Source organism: Micromonospora arida (assembly GCF_042873195.1).
GTDB classification, from domain to species: domain Bacteria; phylum Actinomycetota; class Actinomycetes; order Mycobacteriales; family Micromonosporaceae; genus Micromonospora; species Micromonospora arida.
In genome coordinates, this window is record NZ_JBIALC010000007.1 from 153,420 (window position 1) to 173,997 (window position 20,578).

At 70.6% G+C, this 20,578-nt stretch carries 20 protein-coding genes; 17 read left to right on the plus strand and 3 right to left on the minus strand.

What is annotated here, in order from left to right; all coding sequences use genetic code 11:
• Positions 1 to 7 precede the first annotated feature (7 nt).
• The gene (locus ACFYP0_RS21555; RefSeq protein ID WP_355494455.1) at positions 8 to 904 is read right to left on the minus strand and encodes a phosphatase domain-containing protein; all 897 of its coding nucleotides are present in this window, start codon (positions 902 to 904) and stop codon (positions 8 to 10) included.
• A gap of 275 nt (positions 905 to 1,179) precedes the next feature.
• Between ACFYP0_RS21555 and rpmE the strand changes: the two genes are divergently transcribed.
• Positions 1,180 to 1,404 (plus strand): 50S ribosomal protein L31, encoded by a 225-nt coding sequence (gene rpmE, locus ACFYP0_RS21560; RefSeq protein ID WP_030333150.1) that lies wholly within the window; start codon positions 1,180 to 1,182, stop codon positions 1,402 to 1,404.
• A 133-nt stretch (positions 1,405 to 1,537) separates the two neighbouring features.
• Entirely contained in the window at positions 1,538 to 2,626 is a 1,089-nt protein-coding gene (prfA, locus tag ACFYP0_RS21565; RefSeq protein ID WP_355494454.1) for a peptide chain release factor 1, read from the plus strand.
• A gap of 24 nt (positions 2,627 to 2,650) precedes the next feature.
• Here the strand turns inward: prfA and ACFYP0_RS21570 are convergent, their stop codons facing one another.
• Complete coding sequence (locus ACFYP0_RS21570; protein WP_124855086.1) at positions 2,651 to 4,195, minus strand: GGDEF domain-containing protein; 1,545 nt, start codon at positions 4,193 to 4,195, stop codon at positions 2,651 to 2,653.
• Positions 4,196 to 4,268: 73 nt separating this feature from the next.
• Here ACFYP0_RS21570 and prmC point away from each other — a divergent pair, with 73 nt between their 5' ends.
• From prmC to ACFYP0_RS21590, 4 genes are all read left to right on the plus strand, one after another.
• Positions 4,269 to 5,216 (plus strand): peptide chain release factor N(5)-glutamine methyltransferase, encoded by a 948-nt coding sequence (gene prmC / locus ACFYP0_RS21575; protein WP_356976625.1) that lies wholly within the window; start codon positions 4,269 to 4,271, stop codon positions 5,214 to 5,216.
• Entirely contained in the window at positions 5,216 to 5,863 is a 648-nt protein-coding gene (locus ACFYP0_RS21580; protein WP_091406475.1) for an L-threonylcarbamoyladenylate synthase, read from the plus strand. The genes prmC and ACFYP0_RS21580 overlap by 1 nt, the downstream gene beginning before the upstream one ends.
• On the plus strand, positions 5,864 to 6,475 hold the full coding sequence (locus tag ACFYP0_RS21585) for an arsenate reductase/protein-tyrosine-phosphatase family protein (RefSeq protein ID WP_124855090.1): 612 nt from the start codon (positions 5,864 to 5,866) through the stop codon (positions 6,473 to 6,475).
• A gap of 106 nt (positions 6,476 to 6,581) precedes the next feature.
• Positions 6,582 to 8,693, plus strand: coding sequence for a transglycosylase domain-containing protein (locus tag ACFYP0_RS21590; RefSeq protein ID WP_356976623.1), 2,112 nt, complete (start codon positions 6,582 to 6,584; stop codon positions 8,691 to 8,693).
• Between the two features lie 190 nt (positions 8,694 to 8,883).
• Here ACFYP0_RS21590 and ACFYP0_RS21595 read toward each other — a convergent pair whose 3' ends face one another.
• Positions 8,884 to 10,347, minus strand: coding sequence for an SDR family oxidoreductase (locus tag ACFYP0_RS21595; protein ID WP_355494449.1), 1,464 nt, complete (start codon positions 10,345 to 10,347; stop codon positions 8,884 to 8,886).
• Between the two features lie 35 nt (positions 10,348 to 10,382).
• Here ACFYP0_RS21595 and ACFYP0_RS21600 point away from each other — a divergent pair, with 35 nt between their 5' ends.
• The 11 genes from ACFYP0_RS21600 to ACFYP0_RS21650 all read left to right on the plus strand — a co-directional run bounded on the left by ACFYP0_RS21600 (position 10,383) and on the right by ACFYP0_RS21650 (position 20,537).
• Positions 10,383 to 11,672, plus strand: coding sequence for a serine hydroxymethyltransferase (locus ACFYP0_RS21600; protein WP_355494448.1), 1,290 nt, complete (start codon positions 10,383 to 10,385; stop codon positions 11,670 to 11,672).
• Positions 11,665 to 12,090 carry a hypothetical protein gene (locus ACFYP0_RS21605; protein WP_355494447.1) on the plus strand — a complete coding sequence of 142 codons (426 nt, stop codon included), beginning with the start codon at positions 11,665 to 11,667 and terminating at the stop codon, positions 12,088 to 12,090. The genes ACFYP0_RS21600 and ACFYP0_RS21605 overlap by 8 nt, the downstream gene beginning before the upstream one ends.
• Positions 12,091 to 12,271: 181 nt before the next feature.
• Positions 12,272 to 12,508 (plus strand): AtpZ/AtpI family protein, encoded by a 237-nt coding sequence (locus ACFYP0_RS21610; protein ID WP_091405894.1) that lies wholly within the window; start codon positions 12,272 to 12,274, stop codon positions 12,506 to 12,508.
• A gap of 11 nt (positions 12,509 to 12,519) precedes the next feature.
• Positions 12,520 to 13,317, plus strand: a complete 798-nt coding sequence (atpB, locus tag ACFYP0_RS21615; protein ID WP_355494446.1) for a F0F1 ATP synthase subunit A — start codon at positions 12,520 to 12,522, stop codon at positions 13,315 to 13,317.
• A 65-nt stretch (positions 13,318 to 13,382) separates the two neighbouring features.
• A complete protein-coding gene (locus tag ACFYP0_RS21620) occupies positions 13,383 to 13,616 on the plus strand; it encodes an ATP synthase F0 subunit C (protein WP_091405890.1) in 234 nt (77 codons plus the stop codon).
• Between the two features lie 32 nt (positions 13,617 to 13,648).
• Positions 13,649 to 14,188 carry a F0F1 ATP synthase subunit B gene (locus ACFYP0_RS21625; protein ID WP_112584053.1) on the plus strand — a complete coding sequence of 180 codons (540 nt, stop codon included), beginning with the start codon at positions 13,649 to 13,651 and terminating at the stop codon, positions 14,186 to 14,188.
• Positions 14,188 to 15,009, plus strand: coding sequence for a F0F1 ATP synthase subunit delta (locus tag ACFYP0_RS21630; protein ID WP_386997340.1), 822 nt, complete (start codon positions 14,188 to 14,190; stop codon positions 15,007 to 15,009). The genes ACFYP0_RS21625 and ACFYP0_RS21630 overlap by 1 nt, the downstream gene beginning before the upstream one ends.
• 138 nt (positions 15,010 to 15,147) lie before the next feature.
• Positions 15,148 to 16,800: a F0F1 ATP synthase subunit alpha gene (gene atpA, locus ACFYP0_RS21635; protein WP_386997342.1), complete on the plus strand. Its 1,653-nt coding sequence runs from the start codon at positions 15,148 to 15,150 to the stop codon at positions 16,798 to 16,800.
• A 4-nt stretch (positions 16,801 to 16,804) separates the two neighbouring features.
• Positions 16,805 to 17,734, plus strand: coding sequence for a F0F1 ATP synthase subunit gamma (locus tag ACFYP0_RS21640; protein ID WP_334501836.1), 930 nt, complete (start codon positions 16,805 to 16,807; stop codon positions 17,732 to 17,734).
• Positions 17,734 to 19,170 (plus strand): F0F1 ATP synthase subunit beta, encoded by a 1,437-nt coding sequence (gene atpD, locus ACFYP0_RS21645; RefSeq protein WP_386997344.1) that lies wholly within the window; start codon positions 17,734 to 17,736, stop codon positions 19,168 to 19,170. The genes ACFYP0_RS21640 and atpD overlap by 1 nt, the downstream gene beginning before the upstream one ends.
• 224 nt (positions 19,171 to 19,394) lie before the next feature.
• Positions 19,395 to 20,537, plus strand: a complete 1,143-nt coding sequence (locus tag ACFYP0_RS21650; RefSeq protein ID WP_386997469.1) for an LCP family protein — start codon at positions 19,395 to 19,397, stop codon at positions 20,535 to 20,537.
• Positions 20,538 to 20,578: the final 41 nt, after the last annotated feature.

Consider the following 20,578-nt stretch of genomic DNA (forward strand, 5'->3'; position numbering starts at 1 on the left):
GGACACCTCAGAAGTCGCCGTCGGCCACCTGGAAGACGGTGAGACCGAGGGATCGCCACATCTGGACCACCTGGACACGGTCGTCGAAGACGCCGGCCACCCGGTAGCGGTCCCGGATCTCCCGGTCGTAGATCTCCCGCTTGACGATCGAGTCCTTGCGGGAGTCGCCGACGGCCCGCAGGTGCAGGCCCAGGTAGGGCACTCGTACGTGCTGGGCCAGCCACGCCTCGGTGGCCGCGCGGGCGGAGGCGTCCCGCCCGGAGCAGAAGACCACCCCGTACCCGGCCGCGTGCATCGCCCGGACCGCCGCGATCACCGCCGTGTTCGGCTCGTCCTGGCCCACCCGGGTCATGTCGTACGGGCTGCGGGAGACGGCCAGCGCGACGGTGCCGTCGATGTCCACCAGGACGATCTCCGGTGGCTCGGTCGACGGCGGGTGCACCACGGCGGGGCGTCCGGTGCGGGCCTGCGGCACCGGCAACGGCAACTCCCGACCCTCCAGGTACCGCTCGTGCAGCCGGCGGATCGCGTCCGCGCCGACCTGCTCGGCGGCCGGCCGGGCGGCGTCGCGGCGCAGGCACTCGTCCAGCGGCACGTCGGTGAAGTCGTGCACCTCGAAGTCCGCGCCGTGGCGGGCGGCCAACTCGGCCCAGTCACGCAGCGTTCGTGAGCGCAGGTTGGTGTCGTCCACGCAGACGTCCGCGCGGGCCCGCAGCAACGCCTCGACCTGAGCCCGCTGGACGACGGTCACCTGGGCCTCGGCCCACTGGGTGAACAAGCGTTCACCGTGCAGCATCCGGCGCAGATCGTCCCTGTTGACCCGGACCACGGAGGGCTGGAGCGTGCGGGCGAACGTCGTCTTGCCCGAGGCGGGCAGTCCCCGGGTGGCGATCAGGCGGGTCATCGACGCACCTCCGGCTCGACGGGCGTACCCCGGCCGGGGTACCTGGCGGCGATCCGCCGGGTGCGCGAATGCCCCGCCGAGCGGCGGGAATGCGGACGGGTAGGCACGTGTTGACGATGCCGGACGAGGTGTGCGGCCCGACTACCGGGTCGGCTCAGGCCCATGGCACACTGGTCAATCGGCCACCGGTTCCGGTTCACGCCCGAGCCCGTCGCGTACGGCGCGACGAGCGATGACGGCGACCCGGCGACCACCAACGAGAGGACCGAGGCGACATGAAGGCAAACATCCACCCGGAGTACGTGACCACCGAGGTCAGCTGCTCCTGTGGCAACACGTTCACGACCCGCAGCACCGCCAAGGGCGGGGCGATCCACGCCGAGACCTGCAGCGCCTGCCACCCGTTCTACACCGGTAAGCAGCGCGTTCTCGACACCGCCGGCCGGGTCGCGAAGTTCCAGCAGAAGTACGCCAAGGTTCAGGCCAAGAAGGCCAAGTAACTCCTCGTTCGGCGCCCGCGTCCGGTTTTTCGCCGGACGCGGGCGCCGTCCGTTTTTTCCTCCGCTTCCGCCCGGCCGCTGGCCCCCCGGCCCCGGCCCGGTCGTCGCGCACCGTCGAAGGAGCATCCGCAGCATGAGCAGCGAGCGTCTGGCCGGCCTTCTCGACGAGTACGCGGAGCTTGAGAAGCGCTTGGCCGATCCGGCCATCCACGCCGACCAGGCCACCGCGCGCAGGGTCGGCCGCCGGTACGCCGAGCTGGTGCCGCTGCACAAGGCCGCCGACGAGTTGGAGCAGGCCCGCGCCGATCTGGCCGCGGCTCGCGAGCTGGCCGCCGAGGACCCGTCCTTCGCGGCCGAGGCGGACGCCATCGCCGGGTCCCTGCCGGTGCTGGAGGAGCGGCTCGCCGAGCTGCTCATTCCGCGTGACCCGCACGACGCCAAGGACGTGATCGTCGAGATCAAGGCCGGTGAGGGTGGCGAGGAGTCGGCGCTGTTCGCCGGTGACCTGCTGCGGATGTACACCCGGTACGCGGAGCGGCACGGCTGGGTCACCGAGGTGATCGACGCGCAGGATTCCGACCTCGGCGGGGTCAAGGACGTCTCCCTGGCGATCAAGTCCAAGGGTGTGCCGGACGGCGGCAACGGCGTCTGGTCGCGCCTCAAGTGGGAGGGCGGCGTGCACCGGGTGCAGCGTGTCCCGGTGACCGAGTCGCAGGGCCGGATCCACACCAGCGCCGCCGGGGTGCTGGTGTTGCCGGAGGCCGAGGACGTCGACGTCACCATCGACCAGAACGAGCTGCGCATCGACGTGTTCCGCTCGTCCGGTCCGGGTGGCCAGTCGGTGAACACCACCGACTCGGCGGTGCGGATCACCCACCTGCCGACCGGCATCGTCGTCTCCTGCCAGAACGAGAAGTCCCAGCTGCAGAACCGGGAGCAGGCGATGCGGATCCTGCGGGCCCGGCTGCTCGCCGCCGCCCAGGAGCAGGCCGACGCCGCCGCCTCGGACGCGCGCAAGGCGCAGGTGCGTACCGTGGATCGCTCGGAGCGGATCCGCACCTACAACTTCCCGCAGAACCGGATCACCGATCACCGGATCGGCTACACCGCGTACAACCTGGATCTGGCGCTCGGTGGCGAGTTGGACGGGGTGCTGGACGCCCTCACCGAGGCCGACCGGGCCGCCCGGCTCGCCGGCGACACCGAGCTGACCCGCCGCTGACCCCGGCCACCCCGCGAGGGGTGATCAGCTCGCGCGGGGGCGGGTCTTGGCGCGGAGCATCTCGCGGTCGGCCTGCTCGAACGCGACGCTGAGCGCGTCGCGCAGCCCGCTGCCACCGGAGACCTCGGCGAAGCCGATGCTGACTCCGACCGGGGTGCCGGGGACCAACGACTCCCAGTCCTCTTGGCGGACCGCGGCCTCGATCCGGCGGGCCACCTCGGCGGCCTCGGTCATGCCGGTGTCCGGCAGCACCACCACGAATTCGTCACCGCCGTAGCGGGCCACGAAGTCGCCTCGGCGCATCACCCGGTTGATCACACCGGCGATGCGTTGCAGCACCAGGTCGCCCGAGTGGTGCCCGTGCCGGGTGTTGACCGCCTTGAAGCCGTCCAGGTCGCAGACGCCGATCACCACTCGATCGCCACGGGTGACCACGGCCGTGATGTAGCGCTCCAACCGGCGGCGGTTGGGCAGCCCGGTGAGCGGGTCGGTCAACGCCTCGCCCTCGAAGCGTGCCGCCTCGCGGCGCATCTCCTCGTGGTCGATGCGGGCGGCGATGCCGTCGATGTAGACGTCGCGCAGCCGGTCGTTGCGCTGCGCGGCGAGCCGGAACGCCAGCCGGTCGGCCCGGTGCGCCGCCAGGTGGTCCCCGGCGCGGGTCAACGCGATGCTGCGCAGCCGGGCCGGCTCGGCCGCCCCGAGCGTCTCGTTGGAGACCTGGACGGTGTCCAGTCGGGCGACCGCCTCGATCGGCCGACCGTCGGCGACGGCGAGGCACACCTGCCCGAGTTGACGCAGGTCGCGGGCGCGGGCGCTGTCCCCGCCGTGGGTGATCAACCGGGCCGGCTCGGGGCCTTCGGTCGCCACCTGGTCGCCGAGCGCGGCCTGTCGAGCGGCAGCGTAGCCGTATGCGGCGAGGCTGCTCGGGCGTAGCTGGCCGGCCCGCCCGGCGCGGACGAAGCGGGTCAGGTCGGCGGCCACGTCCCGGAGCACCCGCAGGCAACCGTCGCTGTCGCCGTTGTGGTCCAGGGCCACGGCGTTGCGCAGTCGGATGCCGGGGGCGGCGAACGTCTCCTCCGGGATCCCGGCGGTCAGCCCGAGCTGCCGGGCCCGCTCGATGGCCCCCAGGGCGTACCCGTGGAAGCTGAGGTAGCTGTAGGCCATGGCCAGGTCGTGCCAGCCCCAGGCGGTGTCCCGGTCCGGGTCGGCGACGGCGCCCAGCGCCCGGGCCGCCCGGACGAGGTGCATGACGCAGCGGTCCAGTGCGCCCTGATGGTGCGCGGCGAGCGCAGCGAGGGCGTTGAGGTGACCGTGCAGATAGGGCTCGGCGAGGTCGCGGACCGCCGCCGACGCCTCTTCGATGGCCCTGGTGAACTCCGCGGTCCGACCGAGATTGATCAGCGCGGAGAGCCGCTGCACCATCGCGTCCGCTCGCGCCGCCGGGTCGTCGGTGGTGCGGATCACACGCTCCAGCAGGACGTACGCCTCCGCGGAGCGGCTGGCCTCCTGCAACGCCCGGGCGTGCGTCAGGGCGTCAACCTGGTCATCGACCCGGTCGAGCCAGCCCACCCGTCAACCTCCTGTCGTGCGCGCCTGGGCGCACCTGTTCGTCACGCCGCCGACGACGCTTCATGATTATGTCGTGAGTACTTTGCCGCAACACCCCCCCGAAGGGACAGGCCCCATCCGGCCGTCCGCCGCGGTGGCCCGCGCGGCCCGCGCGCTCGCCGCCGCCGGGGTCGGTTCCGCCCGGGTGGAGGCCGAGTTGCTGGCGGCGTACGTGCTCGGGGTTCCCCGGGGTCGGTTGGCTCTCGCCGCCGACCTCAGCGACGACCAGCTGGTGCGGCTCGACGAGTTGACGCGTCGCCGCGTCGCGCGCGAGCCGTTGCAGCACCTGACCGGTCGGGCCGGGTTCCGGCACCTGGAGCTGTCGGTCGGCCCGGGTGTCTTCGTGCCCCGACCGGAGACCGAGCTGTTGGCCGGCTGGGGTGTCGAGCAGGCCCAGGGACGGCCCGACCCGGTGGTGGTGGACCTGTGCAGCGGCTCGGGCGCGATCGCCCTGGCGGTGGCTCAGGAACTGCCGGGAGCGCGGGTGATCGCGGTGGAGCGGTCCCCGGCGGCGCTGGCCTGGTTGCGGCGCAACGCGGCGGAGCGCGCCGCGGCGGGGGACCGGCCGATCGAGGTGGTCGAGGCCGACGTGACCGCGCCGGACCTGCTGGCGGAGCTGGTGGGCCGGGTGGACGTGCTGCTCTGCAACCCGCCGTACGTGCCGGACGACGTGGTGGTCCCGCCGGAGGTGGCCGGGCACGACCCGGCGGAGGCGGTCTTCGGCGGCGCGGACGGGCTGGTGGTGATCCGGCCGGTCGTCGCCCGGGCGGCGGTGCTGTTGCGCCCGGGGGGCGTGTTCGGCGTGGAACACGACGACACACACGGCGCGGCGGTGCCCGGGCTGCTCGCCGAGGACGGCGGTTTCACCGCTGTCGCGGAGCATCTGGACCTCACCGGGCGTCCCCGCTACGCGACCGCGTCCCGACGGGCGGACGGCCAGCACGCCCCGATCGGGGCGGCGTGGCAGACTGACTCCTCGTGATGCTCTACGACTGCCGGTCGCCCGCCGATCGGGACCGCGGCATCGCTGCGGCGATCGAGGCGGTCAAGAACGGCGAGCTGGTCGTTCTCCCGACGGACACCGTGTATGGGATCGGCGCGGACGCGTTCACCCCGTACGCGGTGAAGGCGCTGCTCGATGCCAAGGGCCGGGGCCGGCAGATGCCCCCGCCGGTGCTGATCGGCTCGCGGCACACCCTGGACGGGTTGGTCTTCTCGCTGCCCACGGCCGCACGGGACCTCGTGGAGGCGTTCTGGCCGGGTGCCCTGACGATCGTGGTCGAGCACTCGCCGAGCCTTCAGTGGGACCTGGGCGACAAGACCGGCACGGTCGCGGTGCGGATGCCGCTGCACCCGGTGGCGTTGGAGGTGCTGCGCGAGACCGGCCCGATGGCGGTCTCGTCGGCCAACAAGACCGGCCAGCCGGCCGCGGTCACCGCCGACGAGGCGCGTGACCAGCTCAGCTACTCGGTGCGGGCCTATCTGGAGGCCGGCCCCTGCCCGGACCCGGTGCCCAGCACGATCGTGGATCTGACCGGTGAGGTGCCGCAGCTGCTGCGGGCCGGGGCGATCCCGCTGGAGAAGTTGCGCGACGTGGTCCCGGATCTCGTCGACGGTCGGGCGGTCTGAGTGCCCCCGTTCACTGTCCTGCACGTCTGCATGGGCAACATCTGCCGCTCGCCGATGGCGGAGCGGCTGCTCGCCCTGGCGGTGCGGGAGCGGCTGACCCGGCGTTCGCAGGACCCGGCCCAGGCCGAGGAACTGGTGCACACCCACAGCGCCGGCACGGGTGGCTGGCACGCGGGCGAGGAGATGAACCCGCCGGCGGCACGGCAGGTCACCGGCCGTGGTGGGGACGTGGAGGGGTTCGCCGCGCGCAAGCTGCGTTCGGACCACATCGACGCCGCCGACCTGGTCCTGACCGCCACCGCCGACCAGCAGGAGTACGTGGTGGCGCTTCGTCCGGACGCGGCGGCCCGCACGTTCGTGCTGGGCGAGTTCGGCCGGCTGCTGGCCGCCGTGGACGCCGCCGCGCTGCCGCCGGGTGACGCCACCCCGGAGGCCGTGTACGCCCGGGGGGTGGCCCTGGTGGCGGCGGCTCACGACGCGCGGCTGGGCGCTTCGGCGTTGACCACCGATGATCTGGACGACCCGTGGGGTCGTGGCGACCAGTGCTTCAGCCGGGTCGCCGACGAGATCGAGGAGACGGTCCACCCGCTGGCCGGCGCGCTGCTGCCCTGAGCGTGGTGCGAGTTTCCTCCGGGTTTGGGGAAAACCCAGGGCTTAAGGGGCATTCCGGGTCATTCTGAACGGGTCCTAGCGTGACCGGCTCCTGCGGGGAGAGCTGATGATCCGGGCCCAACTCGACAAACTGCTGACCGTGGTGATCGCCGGAGTGCTGGCCGGGTTGGTGCTGGCCGTTGCCGCCCTACCCGCGGCCCTGGTCTTCGGGATCGGCTTCAGCGCCCTGTCGACGCCGTACTCGGAGCTGCCGAACACCCTCCGGACGCCGCCCACCGCGCAGCGCTCCAACCTCTACGCCAACGACGGCACCACCCTGATCACCTCCTTCTACCAGGAGGACCGGGTGGACGTGCCGCTGCACGAGGTGGCCCCGGTGATGCGCCAGGCGATCGTGGCCGCCGAGGACGTCCGGTTCTACCAGCACAGCGGGGTCGACCTGCGGGGCGTGGTGCGCGCGTTCACCGTCAACAAGCGCGACGGCCAGACCCGGCAGGGTGCCTCCACGCTGACCATGCAGTACGTCCGCAACGTGCTCAGCAACGACCCCCGACTGACCGAGGCACAGCGGGACGCCGCCACCGAACTCACCACCGTCCGCAAGCTCCAGGAGATGCGGTACGCCCTCGCGTTGGAGCGGGAACTCGACAAGGACGAGATCCTGACCCGCTACCTGAACATCGCCTACTTCGGCGCCGGGGCGTACGGCATCGCGGCGGCCAGCAAGCGGTACTTCTCCCGCTCCCCGGCCGAGCTGACCCTGGCCCAGGCGGCACTGCTCGCCGGTCTGGTGCGTTCGCCGGACAGCGACGATCCGATCAACGGCGACGCCGACAGCGCGGTGGCCCGGCGGTCGTACGTGTTGGAGCGGCTGGTGGAGACGGCGCAGGTGCCGGCGGACGCGGCGGCGGCGGCACGTGCCGAGCCGTTGCAACTGCGGCCCAGCGAGACCCCGAACGACTGCACGGGTGTGCCCGACGCGCACAACGACTGGGGCTTCTTCTGCGACTGGTTCACCCGCTGGTGGAGCAGCCAGTCCGCGTTCGGGGCGACCGCCGACGAGCGGCAGCGCACGCTGCGCCGCGGCGGGTTCTCCATCGTGTCGTCGCTGGACCCGGGGGTGCAGCGGGCCACCACCGAGCAGGTGTTGAAGATCTACCCGACGACCAGGCCCGAGGCGGTGCCCACGGCGGTGGTGCAACCGGGCACCGGGCGGGTGCTGGCGATGTCGGTGAACCGGGCCTACAGCGTGGCGGACAATCCGGTCGGGCAGAAGAACCGCCCGAACACCGTCAACCAGTTGGTCGCCGGCGGCGGCGCGATCGAGGGCTACCAGGGCGGCTCCACCTTCAAGCTCTTCACCCTGCTGGCGGCGCTGGAGGCGGGCCTGCCGCTGTCCACCGACTTCGTGGCGCCGACCCAGTTGCTCACCCGCTTCCCGGTGACCGGGGCGGCGAGTTGCGACGGACGGTGGTGCCCGGCGAACGCCAGCCCGTCGTCGATGGACGGCCCCCGCACCATGTGGAGCGCGTTCGGCCGCTCGGTGAACACGTACTTCGCCTGGCTCACCGAGAAGGTCGGCGCCGACCGGGTGGTGGAGATGGCCGAGCGGCTCGGCATCGTGCTGCGGGCCGAGTCCGACGCCAAGCTGGCCCGCTACGGCGCGAAGGACTGGGGCCCGTTCACCCTGGGCGTGGCGGCGACCACCCCGTTGGACCTGGCCAGCGCGTACGCCACGGTGGCGGCCGAGGGGACCTGGTGTGCGCCGCTGCCGGTGGTCTCGATCACCGACTCGGGCGGGCGGCCGGTCGACGCCGCCAAGCCGGACTGCCGACAGGTGCTCGACCCCGACGTGGCGCGGGCGGCCACCGACGCGGCCCGCTGCCCGGTCGGCGACCAGTCGATGTACGGGCGCTGCGACGGCGCCACCGCACCCGGGTTGCGGGCCAAGCTCGGCCGTCCGGTGGCGGGCAAGACCGGCAGTTCGGAACGGTACGAGACGGAGACGGTGGTGGCGTTCACGCCGCAGCTCGCGGTCGCCTCGATGGCCGCGAACCCGGACGATCCCCGGGACGCGGTCGGTCAGGCGGTGCAGGCCCAGATGGTGAACGCGGTCGGCGAGGTGCTCGCCTTCGCCCTGCGCGACCAACCGGTCCGCGACTTCGTCCCGCCGAGCGAACGAACCGCCTTCCAAACCCAGGCCCAAGCCGGCAACTGACCCCACCCCACCCCCGCCTCACCCCGCCTCACCCCGCCTCGCCCCGCCTCACCCCGCCTCACCCCGCCGATCTTGCACTTTCTGCTGTGACAGAAGGTGCCGAAGTCCGCAAATCGACAACACAAAGTGCAAGATCGGGGGAGCGGGGGAGCGGGGGAGCGGGGGAGCGGGGGAGCGGGGAGCGGGGCGGTCAACGGGGTTGTTCGGCGTTGCGGGCTATGTTGCGGGCCATTCCGCCGAAGACCACCGCGTGGAACGGGGCCACCGACTTCCAGTAGGCGTGCCCCGGCAGGCCGCGTGGCAGGAAGACGGCGCGTTGCTGGTAGCGGCTGCGGCCGTCGTCGGCTGGAAGTACCCGCATCTCCAGCCAGGCCCGGCCGGGTAGCCGCATCTCGGCGCGCAGTCGCAGCAACTCGCCCGGGACGATCTCCTCGACCCGCCAGAAGTCCAGCGCCTCACCGACCTGGAGGCGGTGCGGGTCGCGTCGGCCCCGACGTAGCCCGACCCCGCCTACCAGCCGGTCCAGCCAGCCGCGGATCGACCAGGCGAGGGGGAACGAGTACCAGCCGTGTTCGCCGCCGACGCCCTCCACGACCCGCCAGAGCGCCGCCGGTGGGGCGTCCACCGCCCTCTCGCGCACGTCGGTGTAGACAGAGCCGCCGGACCACTCCGGGTCTGAGGGCAACGGCTCGGCGGGCGCGTCCGGGCCACTGGCGTTCGACCAGCGGGTCTCCACCTGGGCGTCGCGCACCTTGGCCAGCGCCAGCGCCACCGCCTCGTCGAAGCCGGTCAGCCCGCCGGGCGGGTCCGGGACGTAGCGGGCGATGTCGTGTTCGTGGGCGACCGCCTCGTGGATCAGGCTCTCCACCAGCGGCCGGGCAATCTTGTTCGGCACCGGGGTGATCAGACCGACCCAGTGCGAGGAGAGCGACGGGGTGAGCGGGCGGACCGGCACGATGATCCGCCGGCGCAGCCCGGCCACCCGGGCGTAACGCTGCATCATCTCGCGGAAGGTCAGCACGTCGGGCCCGCCGACGTCGAAGCCCCGGTTGACCTCGGCCGGCAGGTCGGCGCAGCCGGCCAGGTAGTGCAGCACGTCGCGGACCGCGATCGGTTGGATCCGGTTGCCCACCCAGCGTGGGGTGACCATGGCGGGCAGCCGCTCGGTCAGGTACCGCAGCATCTCGAACGACGCCGAGCCGGACCCGATGATCACCGCGGCGCGGAGCACCGCCGTGGGCACCCCGCTGCCCAGCAGGATCCGGCCGACCTCGGCACGGGACCGCAGGTGCGGGGAGGGCACCTCCGCGTCGGACGCCGGCTCCGGCCCACCCAGGTAGACGATCCGGCGTACGCCGGCCGCGCGCGCCGCCGCCGCGAAGTTGGTCGCCGCCGTCCGGTCGGCCGCCTCGAAGTCGGACCGGCCCAACGAGTGGACCAGGAAGTACGCGACGTCCACGTCGGCGAACGCGGCGGGCAGCGTCTCCGGTCGACTCAGGTCTCCTTCGACGATTTCGGCCGCCGAGGCCCAGGGCACGTCGCGCAGCCGCACCGCCTTGCGGGCGAGGCAACGCACGGTGTGCCCGTCGGCGAGCAGCAGCGGCGTCAGCCGCCCGCCGATGTAGCCGGTCGCTCCGGTGACGAGGCATCTCACAGGTCCCAGTCTGCGGCCCCCTAGACTCGTTCGCTGTGGAGACCGAGACGAGCACCTTCTGGGGGCCGGATTTCGCGCAGCTCAGGGCCACCGACCCGGAGATCGCCGGGGTGGTCCTCGGCGAGCTGGACCGGTTGCGCGGCGGCCTGCAGCTCATCGCCAGCGAGAACCTGACCTCGCCGGCGGTGCTGGCCGCGCTCGGTTCGACGCTGACCAACAAGTACGCCGAGGGTTACCCGGGTCGGCGCTACTACGGCGGCTGCGCCGAGGTGGACCGGGCCGAGGAGATCGGCATCGCCCGCGCCAAGGAGCTCTTCGGGGCCGAGCACGCCAACCTCCAGCCGCACTCCGGGGCGAGCGCCAACCTGGCCGCGTACGCCGCGTTGGTGCAACCGGGGGACACGGTGCTGGCGATGGACCTGCCGCACGGCGGGCACCTCACCCACGGCAGCCGGGTGAACTTCTCCGGCAAGTGGTTCCACCCGGTCGGCTACCCGGTCCGGCCGGACACCGAGCAGATCGACTACGACGAGGTACGGGACCTGGCGCGGGCGCACCGGCCCAAGCTGATCATCTGTGGGGCCACGGCGTACCCGCGCCTGATCGACTTCGCGCGGTTCCGGGAGATCGCCGACGAGGTCGGCGCGTACCTGATGGTGGACGCGGCGCACTTCATCGGCCTGGTCGCCGGCCGGGCGATCCCGTCCCCGGTGCCGTACGCCGACGTCGTCTGCGCCACCACCCACAAGGTGCTGCGCGGGCCTCGCGGCGGCATGATCCTGTGCCGCGAGTCGCTGGCCCAGCGGATCGACAAGGCGGTCTTCCCGTTCACCCAGGGCGGCCCGCTGATGCACGCGGTCGCCGCCAAGGCGGTAGCGCTGCGCGAGGCCGCCCAGCCGGAGTTCCAGACGTACGCCCGGCAGGTGGTCAGCAACGCCCAGGCGCTCGCCGCCGGGCTGGCCGACGAGGGGATGCGCCCGGTGTCCGGTGGCACCGACACCCACCTCGCCCTGATCGACCTGCGGGAGCTGAGAGTGACCGGCACCGAGGCCGAGCGCCGCTGCGACGCCGCGTCGATCACCTTGAACAAGAACGCCATCCCGTACGACCCGCAGCCCCCGATGGTGGCCTCCGGCATCCGGGTGGGCACGCCGAGCGTCACCACGCAGGGGATGCGCGAGGGGGAGTTGCGCCAGGTGGCGACGATGATCGCCCGTGCGGTGCGCACCGATCCCGGTGCTCCGGGCGGGGTCGACGAGTTGACCCGGCTCGGTGCCGAGGTGTCCGAGCTGGTCGCGGCGTTCCCGGCGTACCCCCGTGGCTGAGCCCGGGGTGGTCGAGCCGGGCACCGACCGGCGGTGGCGGCTGCGGCACCTGCCGGTGCTGTTGGGCGCGTCGGCGGCGCTCGCCGTGGTCGCCGCGGTGGTGGGCGGGGTGACCGGCGGTGTGACGGCCGCGGTCGGCGCGGCGGCCGGTGTGGGCGTCACGGTGCTCAGCTACACCCTCACCACTGTGGTGTTGGCCCGGGCCGACCAGGTCAACCCGCAGTTGCTGCTGCCGCTCGGGGTGGGCCTGTACGTGCTGAAGTTCAGCCTTCTGGGTGCGGTGCTGGTGGCGGTGGCGTCGACCGGTTGGCCCGGTTTGATCCCTCTTTGCCTTGGCATCGTCGCCGGGGTGGCAGTGTGGACAGCGGTGCACCTCTGGTGGCTGACCACGGTGCACGCTTTCCGGCCGCTCGGCTGACCTGGCGGTCGTCCCAACCAGCGGACGCGCCGCAATGTGTCGGCCTCCGGTCATTTTCCGACGGGCGGAAGGGGAGTAGCGTGCCCACAGACGACGGCGCCCACGAGAAGCCCACACAACGACGGTTGTGCGGGGGGTGAGGCACAGCCTCGTCTTCCCGGCTGATATCGTTCGCCCCGTCATGGCTGGTGACCAAACCCCCCGTCCCGCCGGTGAACCGGACGATTATCCGTCCGGCGCCGGTCAGGGTTGGACCGCGCTCAGCTACCTCATCGGAGGAATGCTCGTGTGGGGTTTCATCGGCTGGCTGGTCGACCAGTGGCTCGATACCGGTGGCGTCGCCACCGGAATCGGCGTCGTGCTCGGCGTGACCGGGGGGATCATCCTCGTCGTCCGTCGGCTCGGCACGCCTACTTAGGAAGGGACACGGTGTTCGGACAGGCGAACGTTCTGGCAGCGGGCCAGGCGGCATTCCCACCCAGTGTGGACGACTTCTACCTGCCCGCGATCGTGCCCTGGGGCGCGGAGAACGCCCCGTGGTTCACCAAGTTCACGCTGATGATCTGGATCGCGGTCGGCGTTCTGATCATCTTCTTCCTGGCGACCTATCGGAACCCGCAGTTGGTGCCGACCAAGAAGCAGTGGTTCGCCGAGTCGATCTACGGCTTCGTGCGCAACAACATCTCGGTCGACATGATCGGTCACCAGGGCGTGCGGTTCGCTCCCTACTTCACGACGCTGTTCTGCTTCGTGTTGTTGACGAACGCGTTCGCGATCATTCCGTTCTTCCAGATCTCGCCGAACTCGCACATCGCCTTCCCGGCGATCCTCGCGGTGATCAGCTACGTGCTGTTCAACTACATCGGCATCCGGCACCACGGCTTCGGCAAATACTTCAAGCACGCCCTGATCCCGCCGGCACCGTGGTACATCCTGCCGCTGCTGATCCCGATCGAGGCGTTCTCGACCTTCATCATCCGGCCGTTCTCGCTGGCCGTTCGTCTCTTCGCCAACATGTTCGCCGGCCACATGCTCCTGCTGGTCTTCACGCTCGGCGGCTTCGCGATGCTCAACGCCAACGCCTGGTTGGCGCCGATCTCGGTGGTCTCCTGGGTGATGACCGTGGCGCTGACCCTCCTCGAGGCGCTGGTCATCGTCCTGCAGGCCTACGTCTTCACCGTGCTGAGCGCCAGCTACATCCAGGGTGCGCTCGCCGAAGAGCACTGATCCACGCACCAACCGTTGTCGTCCCGCGTGAGAGTCACGCGTGATAACCAGGAGGAACCACACCAATGGACGCTAGCGTTCTCGCCGAGGTCACCGGTAGCACCGCTGCCATCGGCTACGGTCTCGCCGCCATCGGCCCGGGCATCGGCGTTGGCCTGGTCTTCGCCGCCTACATCCAGTCGACCGCCCGGCAGCCCGAGTCGTCGCGCATGACCCTGCCGTACGTCTGGATCGGCTTCGCCGTCATCGAGGCGCTCGCGCTGTTCGGCATCGCCTTCGGCTTCATCTGGGCCGGCTGATTCCGCCCCTTCCGACCGGGAGGTCACCCATGTTGTTCCTCCTCGCCGCCGAGGGTGGTGAGTCAGACCACAACCCGATCATTCCGATCTGGCAAGAGATCGTGGTCGGCACGGTCGCCTTCGCCGTGCTCTGCTTCGTGCTGATGAAGTTCGTCTTCCCGCGCATGGAGCAGACGTTCCAGGCTCGGGTCGACGCGATCGAGGGCGGCATCAAGCGCGCCGAGGCCGCGCAGGCCGAGGCGAACCAGCTGCTCGAGCAGTACCGTGCCCAGCTCGCTGAGGCCCGGACTGACGCCGCCAAGATCCGTGACGACGCGCGGGCCGACGCCGAGGGCATCCGCCAGGACATCCTCGCCAAGGCGCGGGAAGAATCCGACCGGGTCATCCAGGCGGGCAAGGACGCGCTCGCCGCCGAGCGGGCCACCATCGTGCGCGAGCTGCGCGCGGAGGTCGGCACGATCGCGGTGGACCTGGCCAGCAAGATCGTTGGCGAGTCGCTGGCCGACGAGGCACGGCGTAAGGGCACCGTCGACCGGTTCCTGAGCGGTCTCGAGAGCACGGGGGCCCGCTGATGCAGGCCGCCAGCCGGGAGTCGTACAAGGTCGCGGCCGAGCGCCTCGACGCGTACGTCCGCGGCGCGGAGCCGTCGGCGGTGGCCTCCACCGCCGACGCCATCCTCTCCGTGGCGACTCTGCTGCGGCGTGAGCCGCGGCTGCGCCGGGCACTCTCCGAGCCGGCCCGTTCCGGCGAGGACCGCGGGGCGCTGCTCGGCGACATGCTCGGTGGGCGGATCGGCGCGGACGCGCTCGACCTGCTCGTCGCGCTGGTCTCCGGCCGTTGGTCGGCACCGTCGGAGTTGCTCGACGGCACCGAGCGGCTGGGCGTGGAGGCGCTGCTGGCCAGCGCCGACAAGGCCGGCGAGTTGGGCGAGGTCGAGGACGAGCTGTTCCGCTTCGGCCAGGTCGTCTCCGGGCAGTCGGCGCTGAGCAACGCGCTCGCCGACCCGGTCGCCCCGGTCGAGCAGCGGGCCACCCTGGCCCGCGAGCTGCTCGCCGACAAGGCCCGCCCGGTCACCGTCCGCCTCGTCGAGGCGGCGCTCGGCGGGTTCGGGGGACGCTCCTTCAGCGGGGCGCTCACCCGGCTGGTCGAGCTGGCCGCCGACCGGCGTGACCGGCAGGTGGCGTACGTGACGGTCGCGGCCCCGTTGAGTGACGAGGACGAGCGTCGGCTGGGTGCGAGCCTCACCGCGATATACGGTCGAGAGGTCTCCGTCAAGCAGACGGTCGACCCCGCCGTTCTCGGTGGCGTGAGCGTCCGGGTCGGTTCCGACCTGTACGACGGCACCATCCTGCGCCGCCTCAACGAGACCCGTAACGCGCTCGCGAAGCGCTGAGCGGCTTCGCCGCCCAGCGTTGGATTGGTTGTGCCGCCCGCATCCGGGCGGCGCCGCCCAGCGCCCCGGATTGACAGACGCCATTCGGACCGGTTGGTACTTGGTATCCCGGGCCCCTGAATTTTAAGGAAGCAGAGGATGGCCGAGCTGACCATCTCGACGGAGGAGATCCGCGGCGCCCTGGAGCGCTACGTCTCCTCCTACTCGTCCGACGTCTCCCGCGAGGAGGTCGGCACCGTCGCCGACACCGGTGACGGCATCGCCCACGTCGAGGGCCTGCCCTCGACCAAGACCAACGAGCTCCTGGAGTTCGAGGACGGCACGCTCGGCGTGGCGTTGAACCTCGACGTGCGGGAGATCGGCGTCGTCGTCCTCGGTGACTCCGCCAAGCTGGAGGAGGGGCAGCGCGTCAAGCGCACCGACCGGGTGCTCTCGGTTCCGGTCGGCGACGCCTTCCTCGGCCGCGTGGTCAACGCGCTCGGCCAGCCGATCGACGGCCTCGGCGACATCGCCGAAGAGGGCTACCGCGAGCTGGAGCTGCAGGCTCCGAACGTGATGGCCCGGCAGTCGGTGTTCGAGCCGCTGCAGACCGGCATCAAGGCCATCGACGCGATGACCCCGATCGGTCGGGGCCAGCGGCAGCTGATCATCGGTGACCGGAAGACCGGCAAGACCACCGTCGCGCTGGACGCCATCCTCAACCAGCGGGACAACTGGCGCACCGGCGACCCGAAGAAGCAGGTTCGCTGCATCTACGTCGCCATCGGCCAGAAGGCCTCCACCATCGCCTCGATCAAGGGGCAGCTGGAGGAGGCGGGCGCGCTGGAGTACACGACCATCGTCGCCTCGCCGGCGTCCGACCCGGCCGGCTTCAAGTACCTGGCCCCGTACACCGGCTCGTCCATCGGACAGCACTGGATGTACGGCGGCAAGCACGTCCTGATCGTCTTCGACGACCTGAGCAAGCAGGCCGAGGCGTACCGCGCCGTGTCGCTGCTGCTGCGTCGCCCGCCGGGCCGTGAGGCGTACCCGGGTGACGTCTTCTACCTGCACTCCCGCCTGCTGGAGCGCTGCGCGAAGCTCTCCGACGAGCTGGGTGGCGGCTCGATGACCGGTCTGCCGATCATCGAGACGAAGGCCAACGACATCTCGGCCTTCATCCCGACCAACGTCATCTCGATCACCGACGGTCAGATCTTCCTGGAGACCGACCTGTTCAACCAGGGCGTCCGTCCGGCGATCAACGTCGGCACCTCGGTCTCCCGGGTCGGCGGCGCCGCCCAGGTGAAGCCGATGCGCAAGGTCGCCGGTTCGCTGCGGCTCAACCTGGCCCAGTACCGCGAGCTGGAGGCGTTCGCCGCCTTCGCCTCCGACCTGGACCGGGCCTCCCGGGCCCAGCTGGACCGCGGTGTGCGGCTGGTCGAGCTGCTCAAGCAGCCGAACTACTCGCCGTACCCGGTGCAGGAAGAGGTCGTCTCGGTCTGGTCCGGCGTCGAGGGCAAGCTCGACGACATCCCGGTCGGCGAGGTGCGGCGCTTCGAGGCGGAGTTCCTCCAGTACCTGCGGCACAAGCACGAGGGCGTCCTCGCGTCGATCGCCGACAACCAGTGGGGCGATGACATCGTCAACTCCCTGGACACCGCGATCAGCGAGTTCAAGCAGGTCTTCCTCAACAAGGAGGACGAGCGCAAGGTCAACGACGCGCCGGCCGCCCCGCTCGAGGGTGACGAGAACCGCGAGACGGTGACCCGCTTCCGCGACAGCGCTGCCGACCGCCCGGCCGAGAGCTGATCTGATGGCGGCCCAGGTTCGCGTTCTTCGTCAACGAATCCGCTCGGCGAAGTCGATGAAGAAGATCACCAAGGCGATGGAGCTCGTGGCGACGAGCCGGATCGCCAAGGCCCAGGCCCGGGTGCAGGCGTCCCTGCCGTACGCCCAGGCCATCACCGGTGTGCTCACGGCGCTGGCGTCCAACGCGCGGATCGACCACCCGTTGCTCACCCCGCGCGAGCGGGTGCGACGGGCCGGTGTCCTGTTGGTCACCAGCGACCGTGGCCTGGCCGGCGGTTACAGCTCAAACGCGATCAGGATGGCCGAGTCGCTGATCGCGCGGCTCAAGGCGGACGGCAAGGAGCCGGTGCTCTACGTCATCGGGCGTAAGGGCGTCGGGTTCTACCGGTTCCGTGACCGGCCGATCGAGGCGAACTGGACGGGCTTCAGCGAGCAGCCGTCGTTCGAGGACGCCCGTACCGTCGGCGAGACGCTGATCAAGGCGTTCACCGCCGGTGCGGACGACGTCGACGGCGGTGCCGGCGCGGACGGCGTGCTCGGTGTCGACGAGTTGCACATCGTCTACACCGAGTTCCACTCGCTGATGACGCAGAACCCGGTCACCAAGATCATTGGTCCGATGCAGGTCGAGGACCGGCCGCGCTCCGAGGGGCTGCTGCCGGCGTACGAGTTCGAGCCGGAGGCGGAGGCGCTGCTCGACGCGCTCCTGCCGAGGTACATCAACACGCGGATCTACGCGGCGTTGCTCGAGTCGGCGGCGAGTGAGTCGGCGGCACGGCGGCGGGCGATGAAGAGCGCCACCGACAACGCCGAAGAGATGATCGAGAAGTACACGCGTGAGATGAACTCGGCCCGTCAGGCCGGGATCACCCAGGAGATCAGCGAGATCGTCGGCGGCGCCAACGCGCTTGCCGCGTCGGGAAGTGAAGTGTGATGACTGCACCAGTAGAGACCAAGACGGCCACGGGTCGCGTGGTCCGGGTCATCGGCCCGGTCGTCGACGCCGAGTTCCCGCGCGACGGCATGCCGGCCCTGTTCAACGCCCTGAACGTCACCGTGAGCCTGTCCGGCGGTGAGAAGACGCTGACCCTGGAGGTCGCCCAGCACCTGGGTGACAACCTGGTCCGCGCGATCTCGATGCAGCCGACGGACGGTCTGGTCCGCGGCGCGGAGGTTCGTGACTCCGGTAAGCCGATCACCGTTCCGGTGGGCGACGCGGTCAAGGGCCACGTGTTCAACGCGATCGGCGAGGTGCTCAACCTCAAGGAGGGCGAGACCCTCACCCCGGACGACCACTGGGGTATCCACCGCAAGGCCCCGGCCTTCGCGGACCTGGAGCCGAAGACCGAGATGCTGGAGACCGGCATCAAGGTCATCGACCTGCTCGCCCCGTACGTCAAGGGCGGCAAGATCGGTCTGTTCGGCGGCGCGGGTGTGGGCAAGACGGTGCTCATCCAGGAGATGATCACCCGGGTTGCCCGTAACTTCGGTGGTACCTCGGTCTTCGCCGGCGTGGGTGAGCGCACCCGCGAGGGCAACGACCTCATCGCCGAAATGACCGAGTCCGGCGTCATCGACAAGACCGCGCTCGTCTACGGCCAGATGGACGAGCCGCCGGGCACGCGTCTGCGGGTGGCCCTCTCCGCGCTGACCATGGCGGAGTACTTCCGGGACGTGAAGAAGCAGGAGGTGCTGCTCTTCATCGACAACATCTTCCGCTTCACCCAGGCCGGTTCAGAGGTCTCCACCCTGCTCGGCCGGATGCCGAGCGCGGTGGGTTACCAGCCGACCCTGGCCGACGAGATGGGCGAGCTCCAGGAGCGGATCACCTCCGTCCGGGGCCAGGCCATCACGTCGATGCAGGCGATCTACGTGCCGGCGGACGACTACACCGACCCCGCCCCGGCCACCACGTTCGCCCACCTGGACGCGACCACCAACCTGGAGCGGTCGATCTCCGACAAGGGCATCTACCCGGCCGTGGACCCGCTGGCGTCCTCGTCCCGGATCCTCGCCCCGGAGTTCGTCGGCCAAGAGCACTTCCAGGTGGCCACCGAGGTGAAGCGGATCCTGCAGCGCTACAAGGACCTGCAGGACATCATCGCCATCCTCGGTATCGAGGAGCTCTCCGAGGAAGACAAGATCACCGTGGCCCGGGCCCGGCGGATCGAGCGCTTCCTCTCGCAGAACACCTACGCGGCGGAGCAGTTCACCGGCGTGCCGGGCTCGACGGTCCCGATCAAGGAGACCATCGAGGCGTTCCGGAAGATCAGCGAGGGTGAGTACGATCACTTCCCCGAGCAGGCGTTCTTCATGTGCGGCGGTCTCGAGGACCTGGAGAAGAAGGCTGAGGAGCTGATGAAGGCCTGACCCAGCCCTCGTCCGACCCGTAGCAAAAAGACTGCCCCGGCAATGCCGGGGCAGTCTTTTGTTCATGTTCGCGTCCTACCATCGTCGCGGTCCGTTACTCGTGGTCGTCATTCCGGAGGGTCCCGAGCTACGGTTCGATCCGCGCTCACCTTAACGAGCGTTGATCTTTGCAACCCTTCGACGACGTGCGCCCGTCTTCCTCGTCGTGGGCGCGACGAACGGAGCTGCTCGTGGGTAAGGCCGGCAAGAGTGGCCGCAAGCCATCCATCTGGCGAGGTGTGCCGCGGTGGGCCAGGCTGTGCACGGTGTTCGGCACCGTACTGACCGTGCTCAGCGGCGCCGTGCTGGTGGGCACCGAGGTGCTCATGGCCCGCTACGAGGGTGCTGTCGGCAAGGCCGACCTCTTCGGCGACCAGGCGGCGGGCGCCCAGGCGAAGAAGAGCGAGATCAAGGGGCCGCTCAACATCCTGCTCGTCGGCATCGACCCGCGTACGCCGACGGCCGCGCCGCTGGCCGACTCGATCATGGTGCTGCACGTGCCGGCCTCGATGGACCGGGCCTACCTGTTCTCGCTGCCTCGTGACCTCTACGTGCCGATCCCGCCGTTCAAGAAGGCCGACTTCCCGGGCGAGACCACGAAGATCAACGCCGCGATGTCGTTCGGCAGCAAGGTGCCGGGTGCCAACCCCGACGCGGCACGGGGCTTCGAGTTGCTGGCCACCACAGTGCAGAACGCCACCGGCATCAAGCGCTTCGACGCTGGCGCGATCATCAACTTCACCGGTTTCCAGAAGATCGTCGACGCCATGGGCGGTGTCGACATGTACATCGAGCGCGACGTGAAGTCCGAGCACAAGCAGCCGGACGGCAAGCCGCGGCCGGGAAACACCCGTGGTGAGGGCTACGTCGGCCCGCAGGCGCTCTACAAGAAGGGCAACCGGCACCTGAGTGGGTGGCAGGCGCTGGACTACGTCCGGCAGCGCTACCCGAAGAACGGTGTTCCGGATTCCGACTACGGCCGGCAGCGCCACCAGCAGCAGTTCGTCAAGGCCATGGTCGGCCAGGCGTTCAGCGCCGACGTGGTGTCCAACCCGATCAAGCTCGACAAGGTGCTCCGCGCCGCCGGCCAGTCGTTGATCTTCAACGGTCGAGGCAACAGCGTGGTCGACTTCGGGATCGCCCTGAAGGACATCCGCCCGAACACCATCGAGATGATCAAGCTGCCCGGTGGTGGGGTCTTCGAGGGTAAGAAGTACCTGGGCGAGCAGTTTCAGGAAGGTGTTCCGGACTTCTTCACCGCTCTGCACAACGAGCAACTCGACCCGTTCCTGCTGGAGCACCCGGAATTCGTCAACAAGGCCAAGTAGTCAGGTCGGCGTTGTCCCCACCCGCGTTGGGCGCGCCGCGT

Coding starts and splice junctions, on each gene's coding strand:
- rpmE (WP_030333150.1), top strand. CDS start 1,180: ATGAAGGCAAACATCCACCCGGAGTACGTGACCACCGAGGTCAGCTGC.
- ACFYP0_RS21555 (WP_355494455.1), bottom strand. CDS start 904: ATGACCCGCCTGATCGCCACCCGGGGACTGCCCGCCTCGGGCAAGACG.
- prfA (WP_355494454.1), top strand. CDS start 1,538: ATGAGCAGCGAGCGTCTGGCCGGCCTTCTCGACGAGTACGCGGAGCTT.
- atpD (WP_386997344.1), top strand. CDS start 17,734: ATGACTGCACCAGTAGAGACCAAGACGGCCACGGGTCGCGTGGTCCGG.
- ACFYP0_RS21630 (WP_386997340.1), top strand. CDS start 14,188: ATGCAGGCCGCCAGCCGGGAGTCGTACAAGGTCGCGGCCGAGCGCCTC.
- ACFYP0_RS21620 (WP_091405890.1), top strand. CDS start 13,383: ATGGACGCTAGCGTTCTCGCCGAGGTCACCGGTAGCACCGCTGCCATC.
- ACFYP0_RS21640 (WP_334501836.1), top strand. CDS start 16,805: ATGGCGGCCCAGGTTCGCGTTCTTCGTCAACGAATCCGCTCGGCGAAG.
- ACFYP0_RS21610 (WP_091405894.1), top strand. CDS start 12,272: ATGGCTGGTGACCAAACCCCCCGTCCCGCCGGTGAACCGGACGATTAT.
- atpA (WP_386997342.1), top strand. CDS start 15,148: ATGGCCGAGCTGACCATCTCGACGGAGGAGATCCGCGGCGCCCTGGAG.
- ACFYP0_RS21590 (WP_356976623.1), top strand. CDS start 6,582: ATGATCCGGGCCCAACTCGACAAACTGCTGACCGTGGTGATCGCCGGA.
- ACFYP0_RS21580 (WP_091406475.1), top strand. CDS start 5,216: ATGCTCTACGACTGCCGGTCGCCCGCCGATCGGGACCGCGGCATCGCT.